Origin of the sequence: Brucella sp. IR073 (assembly GCF_049065735.1) — a bacterium.
In the GTDB taxonomy this organism is placed as follows: domain Bacteria; phylum Pseudomonadota; class Alphaproteobacteria; order Rhizobiales; family Rhizobiaceae; genus Paramesorhizobium.
Window position 1 is genome coordinate 143,517 of sequence record NZ_JBAKHD010000006.1, and the last position, 20,981, is coordinate 164,497.

Here is a 20,981-nt window from a genome sequence, read left to right on the forward strand (position 1 = left end):
GCGCCAACCCTCAAAACACTCAAAACAAAAAATACCGCTGCGCCATCGGCAGAACCGTAGCAGGCTCGCAGGTCAGAAGTTCGCCATCGGCGCGCACTTCATAGGTCTCCGGATCCACCTCGATATGCGGTGTCAGGCTGTTATGCACCATCGAGGCCTTGGAAATCCCGCCGCGCACATTTTTAACCGCCACCAGCTTCTTCGACACGCCGAGGCGCTGGGCGAGGCCGGCGTCAAGCGCGGCCTGGCTGACAAAGGTCACCGAGGAATTGGTTCTGAGCTTGCCATAGGCGGCAAACATCGGGCGGTAATGCATGGGCTGCGGCGTCGGGATCGAAGCGTTGGGGTCGCCCATCGGCGCCGCCGCGATGGAGCCGCCGAGCAGCACCATCTCGGGCTTTACACCGAAGAAGGCCGGATTCCACAGCACCAGATCGGCGCGCTTGCCGACTTCCACCGAGCCGATCTCATGGCTCACCCCGTGCGCGATGGCCGGGTTGATCGTGTATTTGGCGATGTAGCGGCGTATGCGGAAATTGTCGTTGTCGCCGGTCTCTTCCCTCAAGCGGCCGCGCTGGCGCTTCATCTTGTCCGCCGTCTGCCAGGTGCGGATCGCCACTTCACCCACCCGCCCCATGGCCTGGCTGTCGGATGAGATGATCGAGAACGCGCCGATATCGTGCAGTATGTCCTCCGCCGCGATGGTCTCCTTGCGGATACGGCTTTCGGCGAAGGCGATATCCTCGGGGATCGACGGCGACAGATGATGGCAGACCATCAGCATATCAAGATGTTCGGCTATGGTATTGATTGTATAGGGCCGCGTCGGGTTGGTGGAGGATGGAATGACGTTCGGCAGGCCGCACACTTTGATAATGTCAGGCGCATGCCCGCCGCCTGCCCCTTCCGTATGGAAGGCGTGGATGGTGCGGCCCTTGATGGCAGCGACCGTATCCTCGACGAAGCCGCTCTCGTTGAGCGTGTCGGTGTGGATCATCACCTGCACGTCGTAATCGTCGGCCACCGCAAGGCAATTGTCGATAGCGGCGGGGGTCGTGCCCCAATCCTCGTGCAATTTCAGCGAGGAAGCACCCGCGAGAACCATTTCCTCCAGCGGCCCGGGCAGCGAGGCATTGCCCTTGCCCGCCAGCGCGAGGTTCATCGAGAAGGCATCGAAGCTTTCGATCATCCGCTCGATATGCCAGGCCCCGGTGCAGGTGGTGGCGAGGGTGCCATGCGCCGGGCCGGAGCCGCCGCCGAGCATGCAGGTGATGCCGCTCATCAGCGCCTCCTCAATCTGCTGCGGGCAGATGAAATGGATATGCGCGTCCATGCCACCGGCGGTCAAAATCTTGCCCTCCCCGGCAATCGCTTCCGTCGAGGGGCCGACGATGATGGTGACATCGGGCTGGGTATCCGGGTTGCCCGCCTTGCCGATGGCATGGATACGGCCATCTTTTAGCCCAACATCCGCCTTGTAGATGCCGGAATAATCGACGATCAGCGCGTTGGTTATGACCGTATCGACGGCTCCATCCGCCCGTTTTGCCTGGGATTGCCCCATTCCGTCGCGGATCACTTTGCCGCCTCCGAACTTCACCTCCTCGCCATAGACGGTGAAGTCCTTCTCCACCTCGGCGAAGAGCTCAGTATCGGCCAGCCGCACCCTGTCGCCCACGGTCGGGCCGAACATGCTGGCATAGGCGGCGCGGGACATATTGAACGGCATATCAGAGCCTCCCCATAATCGCCTGGCGGAAACCGTAAATCTCCCGCCTGCCACGGAACGGAATGAGCCTGATCGTCCGGGTCTGGCCCGGCTCGAAACGGATCGCCGTTCCGCTTGGGATATCCAGCCGCATACCCCGCGCGCGTTCCCGCTCGAAGGACAGGGCGGGATTGGTTTCGTAGAAATGATAATGGCTGCCCACCTGCACCGGCCGGTCGCCGGTATTGGCGACGTCAAGCGTCACGACCGGCAGGCCGCTATTCAGTTCGATCTCGCCATTGGCGGGAATGATTTCACCGGGAATCATGGTTCACCTAATCGGCTCATGCACGGTCACGAGCTTCGTCCCGTCGGGAAACGTCGCCTCGACCTGGATGTCGTGGATCATCTCGGCCACCCCTTCCATCACCTGCTCGCGAGTGATGACATGCGCGCCGGCTTCCATCAGCTCGGCGACGGGGCGGCCGTCGCGGGCGCCTTCCACCACGAAATCGGTGATCAGCGCCACCGCTTCCGGATGGTTGAGCTTGACGCCGCGCTCCAGCCGCCGCCGCGCCACCATGGCCGCCATCGATATGAGAAGCTTGTCTTTTTCGCGGGGGGTTAAGTTCATGCGTTCCCGTCCTGTTACAGCGTCCAGACCTTCGGCAGGCTCGCGCCTTGGCGCAAGTGCGAAATGACCGGGATGAGAATTTTGCGCAAGGCAAAGCCATCGGGCGCAGCGAGGCGGGCGACGAGCTTATCCTGCCAATGGCTGGCGCCTGCCGGCGCGCCATCGAGCATGGCCCTCACAGGCCCGATGAGCGCCTCGGCGCTCGGTCCGCAATAGAGGATCGTCGCAAAGGCGCGTCCGCCCGAAAGGACAGCCTCGCGCTGGGAGAGATCGGCAATATCGCCCGACAATCGCGTCTCCTCGGCATGAACCAGATGCCCGGCGCGGCGAATGCGCCAGCGGTCGCGGAAGAGGCCCGCGCGCATGGTCTCGCCCATGGCCTTTCGCCCGAGCAGCACGGCTTCAACGGCGACGAACTCTGCGTCATCGGCAAGATCGACCTCCAGCCGGCGGGTGAGCGAGGCATTGTCGAAGAGGATCGTCTCCTGCGGCAGCCAGTCCACACGGCACCCGGCACCGGCGGTGATATGCGTCTCCACAGACGCGGTCCCGGCGCTCGCTTTATAGACCTTTTCGCAGGCCTGGGTGGTCAGCGTCAACGCCGTCCCCTCCCCTACCGTGAACCGCCAGTCGAGCGCGTCGCCGCCGGTGAGGCCGCCTGCGGTGTTGATGAGCACCGCCTCCATCGATCCGTCAAAGGTCTCCGGCAGGCGTATCTTGGCGCAGCCCTCCTGATGCAGCGTGTCGAGCCGGGTTGCCTCGCCCCGCCGCTTGGTGCTCATCCGGCCGGAGCCGCGCGCCCGTTGCATGGAAGATGTCGTCAAAAGGCTCGCTCGTCTTGAGGGCAGCGACACGGGAAGAACGTGGATCGTCATACCGTCAGATGCCTTCGCGCTTCCGGCGTATCCAGCGTTTCCGCGGGCCCTTCATGCACGATCTCGCCGCGGTCCATGATATAGACATGGTCGGCAAGCTCGCGGCAGAAGTCAAGATATTGCTCCACCAGCAGGATCGCCATACCGGATGAGTCGCGCAAATAGCGGATGGCGCGGCCGATATCCTTGATGATCGAAGGCTGGATGCCCTCGGTCGGCTCGTCCAGAACAAGGATTTGAGGCCGCGTGACCAAGGCCCGCCCGATCGCAAGCTGCTGCTGCTGGCCCCCCGATAAGTCGCCGCCGCGCCGGGAAAGCATGGATTGCAGCACCGGAAACAGCTTGAATATATCCTCAGGGATAGAACGCTCCGCCGGTTTCAGCGGCGCAAAGCCCGTCTCCAGATTTTCACGCACCGTCAGCAGGGAGAAGATTTCGCGCCCCTGCGGCACATAGCCGATGCCCTGACGGGCACGGCTATAGGGGGCCATGCCGTCGAGCGGCACTCCTTTGAAGCTAACCGAACCGGAGGAAAGGGGATGCTGGCCGGTGATGGCCCGCAGAAGGCTTGACTTTCCCACCCCGTTGCGCCCGAGCACACAGGTGATCTTGCCCATGTCAGCGTGAAGCGAAACGCCGCGCAGCGCCTGCGCCGCGCCATAATGCAGATTGGCCCGTTCGACGGTCAGCATGGCCTCACCTTCCCAGATAATGCTCGATGACCTTGCGGTCCGAACTGACGAAATCGATGGAGCCTTCCGCCAGCACCGAGCCTTCGGCAAGGCATGTCACCTTGACGCCCAGCTCCCGGATGAAGCCCATATCGTGCTCGACCACGACGACCGAGCGCGTCCTGGCGATTTCCTTTAGGAGCACCGCCGTTTCCGCTGTTTCCGCATCGGTCATCCCGGCGACGGGTTCGTCCACCAGAAGCAATTCCGGCTCCTGCGCCAAGAGCATGCCGATCTCCAGCCATTGCTTCTGCCCGTGGCTCAAGTTTGCAGCGAGGTCGTCGCGGCGATGGGCAAGCCGCACCGTCGAGAGGATCTCCTCGATGCGCGCCTCGTCCTCCCGCGTCAGGCGGTAGAACAGCGTGGCGAAGACGCCGCGGCGGCGGTTGAGCGCCAGTTCGAGATTATCCCAGACGGTGTGGCTCTCGAACACGGTCGGCTTCTGGAACTTGCGTCCGATGCCGAGCCGGGCGATCTCCGCCTCGTCCTTCTTCGTCAGATCGATATCGCCCTTGAAGAACACCTCGCCCTCATCGGGCCGGGTCTTGCCGGTGATGATGTCCATCATGGTCGTCTTGCCCGCGCCGTTGGGGCCGATGACGGCGCGCAACTCCCCCGGCTCGACGATGAAGGACAGGGCATTCAACGCCTTGAACCCGTCAAAGGAGACGGAAACGCCATCGAGATAAAGGACGCTTTTGGGTTTTTCGCTCATGGCTGGCTCACTCCGCCGCGACCGGGTTGACCGCCGCCGGCGTTCCGGCTTCCGCATCCGCCGCCTTGCGGATCGTCTTGCGGTTCGTCAGCCAGCCTTGCAATGTGCCGACGATGCCCTTCGGCAGGAACAGCGTGACGGCAACGAACAGGCCGCCCAGCGCGAACAGCCAGAATTCCGGGAAGGCGGCGGTGAAGATGCTCTTCCCGCCATTCACAAGGATGGCGCCGACAATGGGCCCGATGAGCGTGCCGCGCCCGCCCACCGCCGTCCAAATGACGACCTCGATGGAATTGCCGGGGGCGAACTCGCCCGGATTGATGATGCCGACCTGCGGCACGTAGAGCGCCCCGGCTACCCCCGCCATGACAGCCGAGACGGTGAAGGCGAAGAGCTTGAAGTGCTCCACCCGGTAGCCCAGGAAGCGGGCCCGGCTTTCGGCGTCACGCACGCTGACGAGGATCTTGCCATATTTCGAGCGGACGATGCCTGAGGTCACGGCCAGCGCGACCGCCAGCGCCACCGCCGAGGCCGCAAACAGGGCGGCGCGGGTACCGTCCGCCTGAATGTTGAAGCCGAGGATATCCTTGAAGTCCGTCAGGCCGTTATTGCCGCCGAAGCCCATATCATTGCGGAAGAAGGCGAGCAGCAGCGCATAGGTCATCGCCTGCGTGATGATCGAGAGATAGACGCCGTTGACTCTCGAGCGGAAGGCGAACCATCCGAAGACGAAGGCGAGCAGCCCCGGCACAACCACCACCATCAGCGTGGCGAACCAGAACATGTCGAAGCCGTGCCAGAACCAGGGCAGCTCCTTCCAGTTGAGGAACACCATAAAATCCGGGAGGATCGGGTCGCCATAGGAGCCGCGCGGGCCGATCTGCCGCATCAGATACATGCCCATCGCATAGCCACCGAGCGCGAAAAAGGCGGCATGGCCGAGGGAGAGAATGCCGCAGAAGCCCCAGACGAGATCGAGTGCCAGCGCCAGCAGCGCATAGGTCAGATATTTGCCGAACAGCGAGACGAGGTAAGTCGGCACATGCAGCGGATGGTCCGGGCCGGTCAAAAGATTGAGCGCCGGAACCAGCGCCGCCACCGCCAGAAGAAGCACGAAGGCGGCAACGATGGTGCGGTCGAAGGACTTCATCAGAAACGAGGTGATCATGCTTCCACCGCCCTTCCCTTGAGTGCGAAGAGCCCGCGCGGACGCTTCTGGATGAAAAGGATGATGAGGACGAGCACGAGGATCTTCCCCAGCACCGCCCCGGCATAGGGCTCCAGGAATTTGTTGAGGATGCCGAGCGTGAAAGCGCCGACCAGCGTGCCCCAGAGATTGCCGACGCCGCCGAAGACCACCACCATGAAGCTGTCGATGATGTAGCCTTGGCCGAGATTGGGCGAGACATTGTCGATCTGCGAGAGCGCCACCCCGGCGATGCCGGCAATGCCGGAGCCGAGCGCGAAGGTGAGCGCATCGACCCAGGGCGTGCGGATACCCATGGAGGCGGCCATGGGGCGGTTCTGCGTCACCGCTCGCATTTGGAGGCCCATCGGCGTGCGCTTCAAGAGAAAGAGCAGCGCGGCGAAGACGACAAGCGCGAAGACGACGATCCAGAGCCGGTTCCAGGTGATGGTGAGACCGCCGAGTTCGAACGCGCCGGACATCCATGAGGGATTGCCGACTTCGCGGTTGGTCGGGCCGAAAATGGTGCGCACCCCCTGCTGGAGGATCAGCGAAATGCCCCAGGTGGCGAGCAGCGTCTCCAGCGGACGGCCATAGAGGAATCGGATGACGCCGCGCTCGATCGCCAGCCCGACAAGGCCGGTGACGAGGAAGGCGAGCGGCAGCGCGATGGCGAGCGACCAGTCGAACAGCGCCGGAAAGGACGAGCGCACCACCTCCTGCACCACGAAAGTGGTGTAGGCGCCCAGCATCACCATCTCGCCATGAGCCATGTTGATGATGCCCATGACGCCGAAAGTAATGGCAAGGCCGATGGCCGCGAGCAGCAGCACGGAGCCCAGCGACAGGCCGTACCAGACATTCTGCCCCATGGCCCAGAGCTGCCGGCTTTGCTCGAACGAGGCGATGGCCGCCTCGATATCAGGCTTGAGGCTGGCATCGGCGGAACCGAGAGCGGAGGAGAGGATTTTCACCGCATCCTGCCCGCCCAAGGCGCGGATCGCGGCGACGGCTTGTCTTTTTTCGTCGACGGCACGATTGGAAAGCAGCAGCGAGGCCGCGCGCGCCTGTTCCAGCACCGGCTTCACCGTCGCGCTCTTTTCTCGCGCCAGCGCCTGTTCGACGAGTTCGAGCGAGTCTTCCGAGGGCGCGGCAAGGATGGTCCGGGCCGCCTGCAGCCGCACCGCCTCGTCAGGACTCATCAGCGTCAGTGCGCCGATGGCATCACGCACGGCCCGGCGCAGGCTGTTGTTGATCTTGATCTTCTCCAGCCCCGCCTTGCCTTCCTTTCCTGCTTCCGCGCCGGTGACAGGGTCGATCAATATAAAATCGGAACCTTGTTCCGGTTTGGCGATGAACACCTGCTTGTCAGCCTTGCGCTGATAAAGATCGCCCCCAGCCAGCGCTTCCAGCATCGGCACGAGCGTCAGGTCGCCGGTCCTGGCGAGTTCCTCGATCTGCTTGCGATTTTCCGAGAAATTGCCCTCGCCGAGGGCGTTGATCATGGGGCGGAGGTCGGCGGCATGCACAGGCGTAATTGCGAGGCAGATGGCAAACAGCAGCCATTGGAGAACCCTCTGCGTCAGCAATACCCCCCTCTGCCCTGCCGGGCATCTCCCCCACAAGGGGGGAGATCGGCCTTCATCGGTGACGGCTTTCAATCCTGCGGCGTTGACGGTTGGCGAAAGCGGGACTGACGGCCAATCTCCCCCCTTGTGGGGGAGATGCCCGGTAGGGCAGAGGGGGGTGTCACCGCGCCAACGCCTCCACTTCATCACCAACTGCTCCAGCCGCCTATCCATCAGCTTACGAACCCTTGCCGCCGCACTTGCCGGTGGCGACGTTGAAATTGCCGCAGGACATGGGGGCGCGCCAATCGGAGATCAGGTCCTTGGAGTCAGGCAGATAATCGGACCACTCGTCGCCGAGGACCAGGCCGGGCGTCTTCCACACCGTCTCGAACTGGCCATCGGTCTGGATTTCGCCGATCAGCACCGGCTTGGTGATGTGGTGGTTCGGCATCATCGTGGAATAGCCGCCCGTCAGGTTCGGCACCGAAACGCCGATCATCGCGTCGATCACCTTGTCCGGATCGGTCGATCCGGCCTTTTCGACGGCTTTCAGCCACATGTTGAAGCCGATATAATGCGCCTCCATCGGGTCGTTGGTCACGCGCTTGTCGTTCTTGGTGTAGGCGTGCCATTCCTTGATGAACTGGGCGTTAGCAGGCGTATCGACGGACTGGAAATAGTTCCACGCGGCGAGATGGCCGACCAGCGGGGCGGTGTCGAGACCGGCCAGTTCCTCCTCACCGACCGAGAAGGCCACTACCGGAATATCCTCTGCCTTGACGCCCTGATTGGCGAGTTCCTTGTAGAAGGGCACGTTGGCGTCGCCATTGATGGTGGAAACCACCGCCGTCTTCTTGCCCGCCGAGCCGAATTTCTTGATATCGGAGACGATCGTCTGCCAGTCGGAATGACCGAAGGGCGTGTAGTTGATCATGATATCCTCGGGCGCGACACCCTTGGACTTCAAATAGGCTTCGAGAATCTTGTTGGTCGTGCGCGGATAGACATAATCGGTGCCGGCGAGCACCCAGCGCTCGACGCCCTCGTTTTCCATAAGGTAATCGACGGCGGGGATCGCCTGCTGGTTGGGAGCCGCGCCGGTGTAGAAGACGTTGCGCTGGCTTTCCTCGCCCTCATACTGGACCGGGTAGAACAGGATCGAGTTCAGCTCCTCGAACACCGGCAGCACGGATTTGCGCGAAACGGACGTCCAGCAGCCGAACACCGCCGAAACCTTGTTGACCGCGATCAGCTCACGCGCCTTTTCGGCGAACAGCGGCCAATCGGAAGCGGGGTCTACCACCACGGCTTCCAGCTTCTTGCCGAGCAGCCCGCCCTTCTTGTTCTGCTCCTCGATGAGCATCAGCATGGCGTCCTTCAGCGTCGTCTCGGATATCGCCATGGTGCCGGAAAGCGAATGCAGGATGCCGACCTTGATCGTGTCGTCAGCCGCGAATGCCCCTTGCAGGGCGGTGGACGACAGGACGGCGGCAAGGAACGCGCCCGCAAGGCGTGATTTCATCATCGGTTTGACCCCTCTTGTGTTTTGCTTGGGTGCACTATGGTCCGAGGGGGCCGCGCTGCACATACGTCATATTGCGTAAGTCGCCGGTGCAAAGGGAGCATTTGCTCTGTTTTTATGCGATAAGCATGCGTGCTAACAATTCATGCATCGGCGTAACAGCCGCAACAAGGGGAACCATGGCCGCCCGCCAACGCATCATTCCGGTCCGGCGCGAGTATAATCGCTGGGTCGCCGACCAGACGCTCGAGGATTACGCGCTTCGCTTTACCGCGAAGAGCGCGCGGCGTTTTTCCTCGCAGCGCATTTCGCAGACGGCCATCGGCGCAATTTCCTTTCTGGCGCTGGAAGCCATCGGCGGCGCGATCACTATGTCCTATGGCACGACCAACGCCATCGCCGCCATCGCCGCCGCGAGCCTCATGATCCTGCTCATCGGCCTGCCGATCAGCCGCTACGCGATCCGCCACGGCGTCGATATCGATCTTCTTACACGCGGCGCCAGCTTCGGCTATATTGGCTCGACCATCACCTCGCTCATCTATGCGAGCTTCACTTTCATCCTCTTCGCCATTGAAGCCTCGATCATGTCCGGGGCGCTGGAGTTGGCCTTCGGGCTGCCGCTCTGGATCGGCTATATCGTCAGCTCAGTGGCTGTGATCCCGCTCGTCACCTATGGTGTGCGGCTCATCTCTAAATTCCAGCTTCTCACCCAGCCCTTCTGGATCGTCCTCAACATCCTGCCCTTCGCCTTCATCGCCTATGCCGCCCCCGGCAGTTTCAGCGAATGGCTGGCCTTTGCCGGGGTCGGCCATGCCCCAGCCCCCGCGGGCACCATCGCCCCGTTTCATCTCGTCGCGTTCGGCGCGGCCTCCGCCGTTATCTTCGCCCTGACAGCGCAGATCGGCGAGCAGGTGGACTTTCTGCGCTTCCTCCCGGCAAACGGACAGCGCAAGCTGCGGCATCGCATTGCCGTCTTTCTCGCCGGGGCCGGCTGGGTCGTCGTCGGCGCGCCGAAGCTGATCGCGGGCTCCTTCCTCGTCGTGCTGGCGCTGGGTGCAGGCGTTCCCGCCACCCGCGCCGCCGATCCCGCGCAGATGTATTTCACTGCCTTCGGCTACATGCTTCCCTCGCAGACGGCCGCGCTCATGCTGATGGTCGCCTTCGTGGTGGTGTCACAGCTGAAGATCAATGTGATGAACGCCTATGCCGGATCGCTCGCCTGGTCGAACTTCTTCTCCCGCTTAACCCACAGCCATCCGGGCCGGGTGATCTGGCTGGTATTCAATGTCGCCATCGCGCTTCTCCTGATGGAGCTCGGCATTTACCGCCTGCTGGAGGGAACGCTGGGAATTTTCGCCATCATCGCCATGGCGTGGCTTTGCACCATCTCGGCGGATCTCTTCATCAACAAAGCGCTCGGCCTGTCACCTCCTGGCATTGAATTCAAGCGCGCCCATCTCTACGATATCAACCCCGTCGGCCTCGGCGCAATGCTGTTTTCGGCGGGCATCGCCCTCACCGCGCATTTCGGCGCTTTCGGAGAGGCCGCCGCCTCGCTCGCCCCCTATATCGCCGCAATCGCGGCCTTCGTCGCCTCGCCCTTCATCGCCTGGATAACGAACGGCAAATATTACCTTGCCCGCAAGCCGCGGCGGAACTGGCGCCTCCACAACACCATCACCTGCTCGATCTGCGAGCATCCGTTCGAGCCGGAGGACATGGCCTGGTGCCCCGCCTATGCCGCGCCGATCTGCTCGCTTTGCTGCTCGCTCGACAGCCGCTGCCACGATATGTGCAAGCCCAAGGCGCGCTTCCACGCGCAGGCCGGTTTCGTCGCCCGCTCCGTGCTCCCCCAGCCGATCATAGAAAAGCTCGTGACGCGGCTTGGCCGCTATGCCATCTCGGCGGCGCTTTCGATCGCTGCCATCGGCATCATCCTTGCCATGATCGCCCATCAGGCCGGCACCGCCTCGCCGGAGACGGCCGCGGTGGTGGAGCGCACGGTGGCCATCGTCTTCTTCGTCTTCGCCGTCATTGCCTGCGTCGCCTGCTGGTTCTATGTGCTGGCTCATGACAGCCGCGTCGTGGCGGAAGAGGAATCCTCACGCCAGAACACGCTGCTCCTGAAGGAAATCGCCGCGCACAAGAAGACCGACGCGGCCTTGCAGGAAGCCAAGGAGAAGGCTGAGGCGGCGAACCGCGCCAAGAGCCGCTATGTTGTGGGCCTCAGCCATGAGTTGCGCACGCCGCTCAACGCTGTGCTCGGCTATGCGCAATTGCTGGAACGGGACGAGAGCATTCCCGCCCCGCGCCAGCCGGCGATCAAGGCGATCCGCCGCAATGCCGAACATCTCTCCGGCCTCATCGACGGGCTGCTCGACATCTCGAAAATCGAGGCGGGCAAGCTGCAGGTCTATTCCAACGAGATCAACATCTACGATTTCCTCGACCAGATCGTCGATATGTTCCGCTCGCAAGCGGTGGCGAAGGGCCTCGCCTTCGAATACAGCCGCGCGCCCTCGCTGCCCCTCTATGTGCGCACGGACGAGAAACGGCTGCGGCAGATCCTCGTCAATCTCATCTCCAACGCGCTGAAATTCACCGCCAGCGGCCATATCCGCCTCGATGTCGCCTATCGCAGCCAGGTCGCCACCTTTACGGTCGCCGATACCGGCCGGGGCATCGCGGAGAAGGATTTGCCGCGGATATTCGACCCCTTCCAGCGCGGCGAGGCGGAGCATCTGGGTGGCATGCCCGGTCTCGGACTGGGCCTGACGATCACGCGGCTGCTCACCCAGACGCTGGGCGGCGAAATCGCCGTCACCAGCGTCAAAAACGAGGGCACGACCTTCCGCGTCCGGCTGATGCTGTCGGCGGTCGAGCGTCCGCAAGCGCTGCTCAAGCCCGCCCGCCGCGTCTGCGGCTATGAAGGGCCGCGCCGGACGATCCTGGTGGTCGATGACAATGAGGATCACCGCCGCCTGATGCTGGAGACGCTGACGCCGCTGGGTTTCGACGTGCGAATGGCGGGCGGCGGGGTGGAGTGCCTGGCGCTCGTGGACACCCTCAGCCCGGACCTGTTTCTGGTCGATATCTCCATGCCCGGCATGAATGGCTGGGAACTGGTGGAGCGGCTGCGGCAAGCCGGGCAGACGGCGCCCGTCATCATGCTCTCCGCCAATATCGGCGACGGCTCGACACGCCGCGCCGAGAGCGGCCATGACGACACGCTCGCCAAGCCGTTCGGCCTGCGCGAACTCTATGACAAGCTGGCGCTGCATTTGAAATTGCAATGGCGGTTCGAGGATGACGAGGGCGAAGTTTTAATCCCCGCGCCGGGCGGCCGGATCGTCCGGCCTGATCCCGCCCATGTGGCCGAGCTCATCCGGCTCGGCGAGATCGGTTATATCAGGGGAATCGAGGCGAAGCTTGGCGAGATTGCGCGAGAGCCCCGCTATCAGCCCTTCGCCGACGCCCTGCGGGGCTATGTCGAGGCTTTCGATCTCGCCGGATACGACGCCTATCTGAAAGGACCCATCGGCCATGACTGACCTTTCCACCCCGCGCGACATCGTTCTTCTGGTGGATGATTCCCCCGAGGCGCTCGGCTTTCTGACCGAAGCGCTGGAGCAATCCGGCTTTTCGGTGCTGATCGCCACATCGGGCGCATCGGCGCTCGCCATTGTCGAACGGATCACGCCCGACATCATCTTGCTCGATGCCGTCATGCCTGGCATGGACGGGTTTGAGACGTGCCGGAGGCTGAAAGCAACCCCGGCGGCGAGCCAGATCCCGGTCGTCTTCATGACCGGCTTGACCGAAACGGAGCATGTGGTGCGGGCGCTCGACGCGGGCGGCGTCGATTATTTGACCAAGCCGATCAATATCGACGAATTGCGCGCCCGCATCCGCGTGCATCTGTCCAATGCCCGCTCCGCCCAAAGCGCGCGGGTGGCGCTTGATGCGGCCGGGCGTCACCTTCTCGCCGTCCATGGCGATGGCCGCGTGCGCTGGTCGACCCCGCAGGCGACCCGCCTTGTCAATGCCGCGACGGGTACGGAGGACGGCATGGGGGCGGTGGCCGCGCAAATCGGCCTCTGGATGCGCGACCAGCGCGGCGGCAAGGACAGCAGCTTCACTATCCGGCAGAGCGGACAGTCGGGCCTCCACCTCTCCTATCTCGGAGCCATCGGCGCGGATGAATATCTTTTCCGCCTGACAGCCGAGAACCGGCTCAGCGACGACGAGATTCTACGCCAGCATTTTTCCCTGACCCAGCGCGAATCCGAAGTGCTCCTCTGGATCGCCAAGGGCAAGGCCAACCGGGACATCGGCGAGATCCTCGGCCTCAGCGCCCGCACCGTGACCAAGCACCTCGAACAGATCTATGTGAAGCTCGGCGTGGAGAACCGGGCTTCCGCCGCGGTGAAGGCAACGCATGTGTTGAGTGCGGTTTGATACGAGCAACGGAATCGCGAGGCGCCCCCTCTGTCCCGCCAACGCTTCCACGCTCAAAGCGAGCCGCTCAGCATCGCCACGCCGATGAGCGCGACCACGCCGCCGCCGAGCCGCATTGCCGGAATGGAGACACGCCCAACCGCAGCTCCAAGCCCGATGCCGATGGCATGAAGCAGCGCCGTCGCGGCCATGAAGCCCAGCGCATAGGCGAGGCCTGAATTGTCGAGCGGCATTTCCGTGCCATGCGCATGACCATGGAAGACGGCGAAGAGGCTGACGACGGCCATCGCCATCGCAACGGGAGCCCTCCAGCGCAGCGCCACGGCAAGGCCCAGGACGACCAGCGAAGCGGCAATGCCGGTTTCAACGAAGGGCACAGCGATGCCGTTCATTCCCGATATTCCGCCCAAGGCCATCATCAGGACGAAGCTCCCCGGCACCAGCCAAAGCGCCCGTCCTCCAAGGATAAAGGCAAAGGCGCCCACCGCGATCATCGCCAGCAGATGGTCGAGCCCGCCAATGGGATGCATGAAGCCATGGACGAGGCCGCCGGCCGGCCCGACGCCGGTATGGGCGTGGGCAATTGCCGGCATTGCCGCGATAAGGGCGGCGGTCAGTGCGAGCTTGGCTGATGATTTCATTCTTTCGTTCCCCTGAAGCGTGACCCCGAGAAGATCACGCCGTTCTCATGAAAGCTTCGACCTTAACGCCCGGCGGTCGAAAGACAATCCGCGGCTTGGGCTCGGAATGGGGACGATTTGCGTATTGACGGTCCCGCCGGTCGCGGAGCCCGCAAAGGTTTAGAGTCTGTCAGGAATTCACTGAAACACGGCAGGATAACGCCTCGTCCGCCGTCCGGTCGACATTCTCTGGCTTGTCCCGAGAATCTGCCATAAGAAAATCAAAACAATTACCGTTCAGGCAAACCAGGACGTCGCAGATTCTCGGGACAAGCCCGAGAATGACGGCTGGGAAAACCGCTTCCGATTATCCCTGACAGACTCTAGCTCAATCCCGCGCCAGCGCAGCGACGGGATCGAGCTTCGAGGCATTGCGCGCGGGAACGAAGCCGAAGCCGATGCCGATGAGGCTAGAGCAGAGAATCGCGATGACGATGGAGGCGGGCGAATAGATCAGGTGGAAGTCCGGCACGAACTGCGTGAAAAGCTCACCCAGTCCGAGGGCGATGAGAATGCCGAGAACGCCGCCGACGAGGCAGACCAGCACGGCTTCGATCAGGAACTGCTGCAGGATGTCGCTCTGCCGCGCGCCCACGGCCATGCGCACGCCGATTTCGTTGATCCGCTCCGACACCGCCACGAGCATGATGTTCATCACGCCGATGCCGCCCACGAACAGCGATATGGCGGCAATGCTCGATATGAGAAGGGCAAGCATCGCCGTCGTCGCCTGAACGGTCTTTTGCAGCGTGCCGGTGTTGAAGATCGAGAAATCCTTTTCGCCGTGCCTTTTCGTCAGGAAGTCCGTGATCATCGTTTCGGCTATCGACGGGTTCATCGTGTCGGCAATGCGCACCATGATCATCTGCAGGGATTGCGAGCCGGTCATGCGGGTCTGCACGGTCGTGTAAGGCAGATAGACTTCCAGCCGCTGGCCCGACCCCGGGCCGCGGTCCTCGGCCTTGGCGATGCCGATGATCCGGACAGGCGCATTCTTCAAAAGGATGATCTTGCCGATGACCGGTCCCGCCGCATTGGGGAAAAGGGTTTTGCTGGTCGTATCGTCGATGACAGCCACCTGCGACATATCCTCGACATTGCGCTGATCGAAGAAGCGGCCTTCCAGCAATTTGGTGTTGCGGGTGGCGAAATATTCGGCGCCCACGCCGTTGACCGAAACGCTGACTTCCTTGTCCCCGACCCGGACGGTCGAAGCCGTGGCATTGTAGGGCGTCGCCGCCAGCACATAGGGCAGCTTTGCGATCTCGGTGGCGTCGCTGAGGTTGAGCGTGGTGATCTGCGCGGCTCTCAAGTCGCCAAAGCCTTTGCCGGGGCTGATGTAGAGCGTATTGGTGCCCAGTTCGCTGATGTTTTTGAGAATGTTCGCGCGCGTCCCCTGGCCGAGCGCCACCACGCTGATGACCGATGCGATGCCGATGATGATGCCGAGCATGGTCAAGAATGTCCGCAATCGGTGCGCGTTCATCGAGCGCAGCGCCATGGTGAAGGCTTCGGCGAAGCGGTCCCGGACATTCGAAAAGAAACGCGGCCTTCCGGCTTGGCCTTGCGCATTGCTTTCCGCATCTTTCCCGCCCCCGCTACCATCCTTCCGCGTGTCGGCGATGATCTCGCCGTCGCGGATTTCGATGATGCGCTGCGCCCTTGCCGCAACCTGCCGGTCATGCGTAACGATGATGATCGTGTGGCCTTCGCGGTTCAGTTCCTGAAGGATGCCCAGCACCTCTTCGCCGCTATGGCTGTCGAGCGCGCCCGTCGGTTCATCCGCCAGAATGACGTCGGCGTCATTGATGAGCGCGCGGGCGATGGAAACGCGCTGCTGCTGGCCGCCCGATAGCTGACTCGGCCTATGATGGGTGCGGTCGCCCATTCCGAGCCGCTCGAGAATGGCTTCCGCTCTTTCGCGCCGTGCTTCCCTGCCCTGACCCGAATAGATGGCGGGGATTTCAACATTCCCCAGCGCATCCAATTCGTTCAGCAGATGGTAACGCTGGAAAATGAAGCCGAAATGCTCGCGCCGCAGCCGCGCCAGTTCATCGGGGTCGAGCTCCGATGTCGAGCGGCCCGATATCAGATATTCGCCTTCCGATGGCCGGTCGAGACAGCCGAGGATGTTCATCAGCGTGGATTTTCCGGAGCCGGAGGCGCCGATGATCGCCACCATCTCGCCGCGTTCGATGGTCAGATCGACATGCTTCAAGGCCGTCGTGACCGTATCGCCCGAGGGATAATGCCGGGAAACGCCCTTGAGCGAGATCAGCGGCCTTTTCGCCATATCAAAACACCACAGCACGGCCGGTGCCGGTGTCAGGAGCGCCGCTGTCCACCACGACCTTGTCGCCTTCCTTCAGGCCCGACAGGATCTGCGTGTTGACCTTGTCGGTGATGCCCGTCTTGACCGTCCGTTCCTCGATCTTGTTGCCATCGGTTACGATACGGACGATGGCCTTGTTGGGGTCGTCGGTCGGCTTCAAAGCAGAAACCGGGGCGATCAGGGCATTCTTGGCGCTTGCCAGGATAATATGAACCTCCGCCGTCATATAGGTGCGCAGCAGCCCGTCCGGATTGGGCACGCTGAAGATGCCCTTGTAATAGATGGCCGATGCCGTAGGCGAACTGGAGGACATGGCGGACTGGGCCGATGGGGTGAAGCTCTTGTCGCTGAGGATCGAATCCGGTGCCGGCTCGATCTGCTCCAGCTTCGCGTCGTAACGCTTCGAGTTCTGGCTGGATATGGTGAAGTAAAGCGGCATGCCGACGCGAACCTGCGTGATGTCCGCTTCGGATATATTGGCCTCCACGGTCATGGTATCGAGCTGACCGAGCACGGCGATCATCGGCGCGCTCTGCTGGGCGCTGACCGTCTGGCCCTCCTGTACGGCGGTGGCGAGCACCGTGCCGCCGACCGGCGCGGTGATGCGGGCATAGCCGAGATTGGTCTGCGCGATCTGCACGCCGACCTTGGACGCCTCGATCGCGGCTTCGGCGTTAGCCACCTGTGCCTGCTTGGACTTTACCGCGCTGACCGCCTTGTCATAGTCGGCGCGCGCGACGGCGTTCTTGCCGATCATCATCTGGTTGCGGGCGAGATCATCCTCAGCCTGTTCGAGATCCGCAAGGTTCTGGTCGCGGGTGGCTTCATTCTGCCGCAACTCGGCCTCGGCCTTGTTCAACTCGTTTTGAAGATTGGTCGAGTCGATGAGGGCGATGACCTCCCCGGCCTTTACTTTCTGCCCCGGCTTCACCTTCAGCGAAAGAATACGGCCCGTCACCTGCGCGCCGACGGCGACCAGCACCTTCGGCCGCAAGGTGCCGGTGGCAAGCACCGAGCTTTCGACGTCTCCGCGCTTGATCTCAGTCGTCGCGGGCAGCGGCGGTTCCTTTGTGTATGAGCGCAGGGCGCAATAGCCCAGGAGCAGCAAAGGGATGAGAACAGCCAGCCACAGGCGCCAGCGGAAACGGCGTTTCGAGCGTGGTTTCATAGGCGCCTCTCATCATTCGCAGGCCGGGGCGAGGAAGGCTGCACAAAGCGCGGGCCGGTATAGCCGTCCACGACCTCGGGCGTCTCGACATCGACCGCGCCGTCCCAGCCGCCGCCCAGCGCTTTCTGCAGGTCGATATAGTTGAGGACCATATCGGTCCGCGCCTGGTTCAAATCCGTTTCGGCACCGAGGAGATTGCGCTGCGCCTCCAGCACGTCGACGAAACTCTTGGCTCCAGCCTCGTATTGATCGCGCGTCAGCTCGTTAATCTGCCGGTAGTTTCTGGCAATTTTTTGCAGTTGCGCCACGCGCAGGCGGTTCTGGTTGAGCGCCACGCTGGCGTTTTCCACTTCGCTGAGCGCTTTCAGGATCGCCTGGCGATAGGCGATGAAGGACTGGTCCCGCGCGGCTCTGGCCGCCTCGACATCGGCATTAAGCTGCCCGCCCTTGAAGATCGGAATGCTAAGGCTGGGTCCGAACTTCCAGCCGATCGTCGAAAGCCTGACCAGATCGCCGATGCGGGAGCCGCTGGTGCTGATGTCACCGGTAAGCGACAAATCCGGATAGAGCTTGGCCTCCTTTTCCCCGATAGCGGCGGTGGCGCTGGCGTAATCGCGTTCCGCCGCGCGGATATCCGGCCGGCTCAACAGGAGATCGGCCGGCACGCCAGCGGAAACATTGCGCGGCACAGCCGGGATCGGGCGGCTCTTGTCGAGCAGACCCGCAAGCGCGATGGAGGAACGGCCCGTCAGCAGGGAAAGCTGGTTCAGATAGGTCGCATAATTGATCCGCAGATCGGGTATCTGCGCCTCGGTGGAGGCGGCCTGCGTCTCGGCATTCAACAGATCGACCGCCGTGATATCCCCGGCGTCCAGCTTGTTGCGTGTCAGCGCCACCGTCTGCCTCTGCGAGGCGGCGTTGCGCTGCGCAATCGCGATGCTTGCCTGCGTTCCGCGCAATCGCGCATAATTGGTCGCGATATCGCCGATCAGCGTGACAAGCGCCGCACGCAATTGCTCGTTCTGGGACTCCAGACGATAATAGGCCGCCTCGACGCTGCGCTTATTGCCGCCGAAGAGATCGAGCTCCCACTGCGTCTGGAAACCGAGGCTCGCCTGTTTCGCGACCGGCGCTCCAGCGTTGCCGGAGCGTATATAGCTTCCGCTGCCGTCGAGCGTGGGATAAAGCGCGCCTCCGGTGGAAATGAGATTGGCGCGGGCCTCCCGCACCTTCGCCTTCGCCGTGGCGACATCGGGACTGCCGGCAACGCCATCGGCGATCAGACGGTCGAGAACCGGATCGTTGAGGTTTTTCCACCAATCGCCGAGGCGTGGCGCGCGCGTATCGGCCTTGCTGTTCCAGCCCGCCGGGGTCACCACAACAGGCTCCCGGTAATCGGGACCGACCGTAACGCATGCCGCCAATAGAAGAGGCAAAGTCAAGACGATGCCGGATCGCAGTTTAGAACGGTTAATCCGGCAGGTTGACGGCATTGATTATTAGCTTATCTGAAGTTGAGTGGATTTCCAGTTCGCTCGACAGCTTCCGAATGCCTACGAAATCCACGGATCGAATCGGAATCAGCCGGAATGTACATTAACCGGGGATGCCGGTCACCATATCATCAAAGAAATCGCCATTGCCCCGGGAAGCCAGCCTGATTAAAGGTGCAGCGCTTGACCGTGAGAACATAAAGCATGCGACACCTTGAAACACCATCCGCGCCGGTCTTCGCCGCCGATATCGGGGGCTCCTATATCCGGCTCGCCTATTCGGCCCGGCCCGGCTCCCTCGAGCTTCTCGACCGGCTGCCGACGCCCGCCGGAGACTGGGCGGCATTGGTGGATGCTTTGAGCCGCCTCATGAAACGCCACGCGCGCGGCAGCGGCGCGCCGCTGGCGATTTCCATTGCCGGGCTGGTCGATCCCGAGGATGGAAAGGCGTTCTCCGCCAATATTCCGTGCATTACGGGACACAGGCTGGAGCAGGAACTCGGCGAGCAGTTGAGGCGGCATGTCTTCGCCGCCAACGATGCCGACTGCCTTGCGCTCGCCGAAGCAGGCGAAGGCGCGGGAGCCGGTCACCGCATCGTCTTTTGCGCGGTGCTCGGCACGGGTGTCGGCGGGGGCCTGGTGGCCGAAGGCAGGCTTATCAGCGGCGCGGGCGGCCTTTCCGGCGAGTGGGGTCACGGTCCGATCCTCAACACGTCAGTCGAACTGGAGGGCGAAGAGCAGATATCGATCCCGCGCTTTGCGTGCGGCTGCGGGCAGAATGGCTGCGTCGACACCATCGGCGGCGCGCGCGGCATCGAGCGTCTGCATCGGTTCCTGAACGCCGAAGAGAAAGACAGCTACGGCGTTCTCAGTGCATGGCAGGAGGGTGACATTCCCGCGGGCCGGACGGTTTCAGCCTATCTCCAGCTCGTGGCCAACCCGCTGGCGGCGGTCGTCAACATCACCGGCGCCTCCATCGTTCCCATCGGCGGCGGGTTTGCGAGTGCAACGCAGCTTATCGCTGAGCTCGACAAGGCGGTGCGGCGGCGCATCCTGCGGCGCGTGGACCAGCCGCTCGTCGTGCCGGGCAAGTTCACCAGCGACGGCAGCCTCATCGGTGCGGCAGTTCTGGGGAGGCGGTCTTGCGCGTGAAGCTTGAAGTGTGTGTCGATAGCCCGGAAGGATTGCGAGCCGCCATATCAGGAGGAGCCGACCGGATAGAGCTATGCTCGGCGCTCGACGTCGGCGGCCTGACACCCTCGCCCGGCCTGATCGCACTCGCGGCCAAGGCGCCGATACCCGTCTATGCCATGATCCGCCCTCGCGCGGGCAGCTTCTGCTTTTCCACCGCGGAAGAAGCGGCCATGTTCGCGGACATCGATGCGGTGCGGGCAGCGGGCCTTGCGGGTGTCGTCATCGGCGCCTCCCTGCCTGATAGCAGCCTCGACACGGGGCTGTTGCGGCGGCTTATCGCCCACGCCCGCGGGCTGGGCACCACATTGCATCGCGTATTCGATCTGGTGCCCGATCCCGAGAAGGCGCTTCAGGAAGCCATCGAACTCGGCTTCGAGCGCATCTTGACATCCGGCCAGGCGAACACGGCCATCGAAGGGCTTTCGGTCCTCAAGAATTTGCGGGCCCAAGCGGAAGGCCGCATCTCCATCATGCCCGGAAGCGGCGTGACATCAGGTAACGCGGTCCTGATCGTCAGGGAAACGGGCGCATCGGAAATCCATGCCTCCTGCCGGCAAACCGCTGAAGTCATCGACGAGAGAAGCATCGCATTCGGCTTTTCCGCACGGGAGATAAAAATCACCTCCACCGCTTTGGTCCGCGAACTCAGGCAAAAGCTCGACGCTCTTCAAGGTTGAATGCCCGCCCCGCCATGATGGCACGGGCGGGCAC

At 62.9% G+C, this 20,981-nt stretch carries 17 protein-coding genes; 4 read left to right on the plus strand and 13 right to left on the minus strand.

What is annotated here, in order from left to right:
• Window positions 1–19: 19 nt before the first annotated feature.
• From ureC to urtA, 9 genes are all read right to left on the minus strand, one after another.
• The gene (gene ureC / locus ACOWVG_RS14875; protein ID WP_420963030.1) at window positions 20–1,729 is read right to left on the minus strand and encodes an urease subunit alpha; all 1,710 of its coding nucleotides are present in this window, start codon (window positions 1,727–1,729) and stop codon (window positions 20–22) included.
• 1 nt (window position 1,730) lies between these two features.
• A complete protein-coding gene (locus ACOWVG_RS14880; protein ID WP_420963031.1) occupies window positions 1,731–2,036 on the minus strand; it encodes an urease subunit beta in 306 nt (101 codons plus the stop codon).
• A gap of 3 nt (window positions 2,037–2,039) precedes the next feature.
• Window positions 2,040–2,342 carry an urease subunit gamma gene (locus ACOWVG_RS14885; protein ID WP_420963032.1) on the minus strand — a complete coding sequence of 101 codons (303 nt, stop codon included), beginning with the start codon at window positions 2,340–2,342 and terminating at the stop codon, window positions 2,040–2,042.
• A gap of 14 nt (window positions 2,343–2,356) precedes the next feature.
• Window positions 2,357–3,151, minus strand: coding sequence for an urease accessory protein UreD (locus tag ACOWVG_RS14890; protein WP_420963108.1), 795 nt, complete (start codon window positions 3,149–3,151; stop codon window positions 2,357–2,359).
• Between the two features lie 62 nt (window positions 3,152–3,213).
• A complete protein-coding gene (gene urtE / locus ACOWVG_RS14895; RefSeq protein ID WP_420963033.1) occupies window positions 3,214–3,909 on the minus strand; it encodes an urea ABC transporter ATP-binding subunit UrtE in 696 nt (231 codons plus the stop codon).
• A 4-nt stretch (window positions 3,910–3,913) separates the two neighbouring features.
• Entirely contained in the window at window positions 3,914–4,663 is a 750-nt protein-coding gene (gene urtD, locus ACOWVG_RS14900; protein ID WP_420963034.1) for an urea ABC transporter ATP-binding protein UrtD, read from the minus strand.
• Window positions 4,664–4,670: 7 nt separating this feature from the next.
• Window positions 4,671–5,831 carry an urea ABC transporter permease subunit UrtC gene (urtC, locus tag ACOWVG_RS14905; protein ID WP_420963035.1) on the minus strand — a complete coding sequence of 387 codons (1,161 nt, stop codon included), beginning with the start codon at window positions 5,829–5,831 and terminating at the stop codon, window positions 4,671–4,673.
• Window positions 5,828–7,411, minus strand: a complete 1,584-nt coding sequence (gene urtB / locus ACOWVG_RS14910) for an urea ABC transporter permease subunit UrtB (protein ID WP_420963109.1) — start codon at window positions 7,409–7,411, stop codon at window positions 5,828–5,830. The genes urtC and urtB overlap by 4 nt, the downstream gene beginning before the upstream one ends.
• Before the next feature lie 244 nt (window positions 7,412–7,655).
• Window positions 7,656–8,945, minus strand: coding sequence for an urea ABC transporter substrate-binding protein (gene urtA / locus ACOWVG_RS14915; protein WP_420963036.1), 1,290 nt, complete (start codon window positions 8,943–8,945; stop codon window positions 7,656–7,658).
• 176 nt (window positions 8,946–9,121) lie between these two features.
• Here urtA and ACOWVG_RS14920 point away from each other — a divergent pair, with 176 nt between their 5' ends.
• Together ACOWVG_RS14920 and ACOWVG_RS14925 are read left to right on the plus strand one after the other, a co-directional pair.
• Window positions 9,122–12,496 (plus strand): ATP-binding protein, encoded by a 3,375-nt coding sequence (locus ACOWVG_RS14920; protein ID WP_420963037.1) that lies wholly within the window; start codon window positions 9,122–9,124, stop codon window positions 12,494–12,496.
• Entirely contained in the window at window positions 12,489–13,403 is a 915-nt protein-coding gene (locus ACOWVG_RS14925; protein ID WP_420963038.1) for a response regulator, read from the plus strand. Before ACOWVG_RS14920 ends, ACOWVG_RS14925 begins: the two co-directional genes overlap by 8 nt.
• 53 nt (window positions 13,404–13,456) lie before the next feature.
• On the opposite strand, the gene ACOWVG_RS14930 is transcribed toward ACOWVG_RS14925, so the two are convergent.
• The 4 genes from ACOWVG_RS14930 to ACOWVG_RS14945 form a co-directional block, all read right to left on the minus strand.
• The gene (locus ACOWVG_RS14930) at window positions 13,457–14,044 is read right to left on the minus strand and encodes a HupE/UreJ family protein (protein ID WP_420963039.1); all 588 of its coding nucleotides are present in this window, start codon (window positions 14,042–14,044) and stop codon (window positions 13,457–13,459) included.
• 367 nt (window positions 14,045–14,411) lie between these two features.
• Complete coding sequence (locus ACOWVG_RS14935) at window positions 14,412–16,376, minus strand: MacB family efflux pump subunit (protein ID WP_420963040.1); 1,965 nt, start codon at window positions 16,374–16,376, stop codon at window positions 14,412–14,414.
• A gap of 1 nt (window position 16,377) precedes the next feature.
• Window positions 16,378–17,583, minus strand: coding sequence for an efflux RND transporter periplasmic adaptor subunit (locus ACOWVG_RS14940; protein ID WP_420963041.1), 1,206 nt, complete (start codon window positions 17,581–17,583; stop codon window positions 16,378–16,380).
• Entirely contained in the window at window positions 17,580–19,025 is a 1,446-nt protein-coding gene (locus tag ACOWVG_RS14945) for an efflux transporter outer membrane subunit (protein ID WP_420963042.1), read from the minus strand. The genes ACOWVG_RS14940 and ACOWVG_RS14945 overlap by 4 nt, the downstream gene beginning before the upstream one ends.
• 255 nt (window positions 19,026–19,280) lie before the next feature.
• Between ACOWVG_RS14945 and ACOWVG_RS14950 the strand changes: the two genes are divergently transcribed.
• Window positions 19,281–20,228, plus strand: a complete 948-nt coding sequence (locus tag ACOWVG_RS14950) for an ROK family protein (RefSeq protein ID WP_420963043.1) — start codon at window positions 19,281–19,283, stop codon at window positions 20,226–20,228.
• Complete coding sequence (locus tag ACOWVG_RS14955; protein ID WP_420963044.1) at window positions 20,219–20,947, plus strand: copper homeostasis protein CutC; 729 nt, start codon at window positions 20,219–20,221, stop codon at window positions 20,945–20,947. The genes ACOWVG_RS14950 and ACOWVG_RS14955 overlap by 10 nt, the downstream gene beginning before the upstream one ends.
• Window positions 20,948–20,981: the final 34 nt, after the last annotated feature.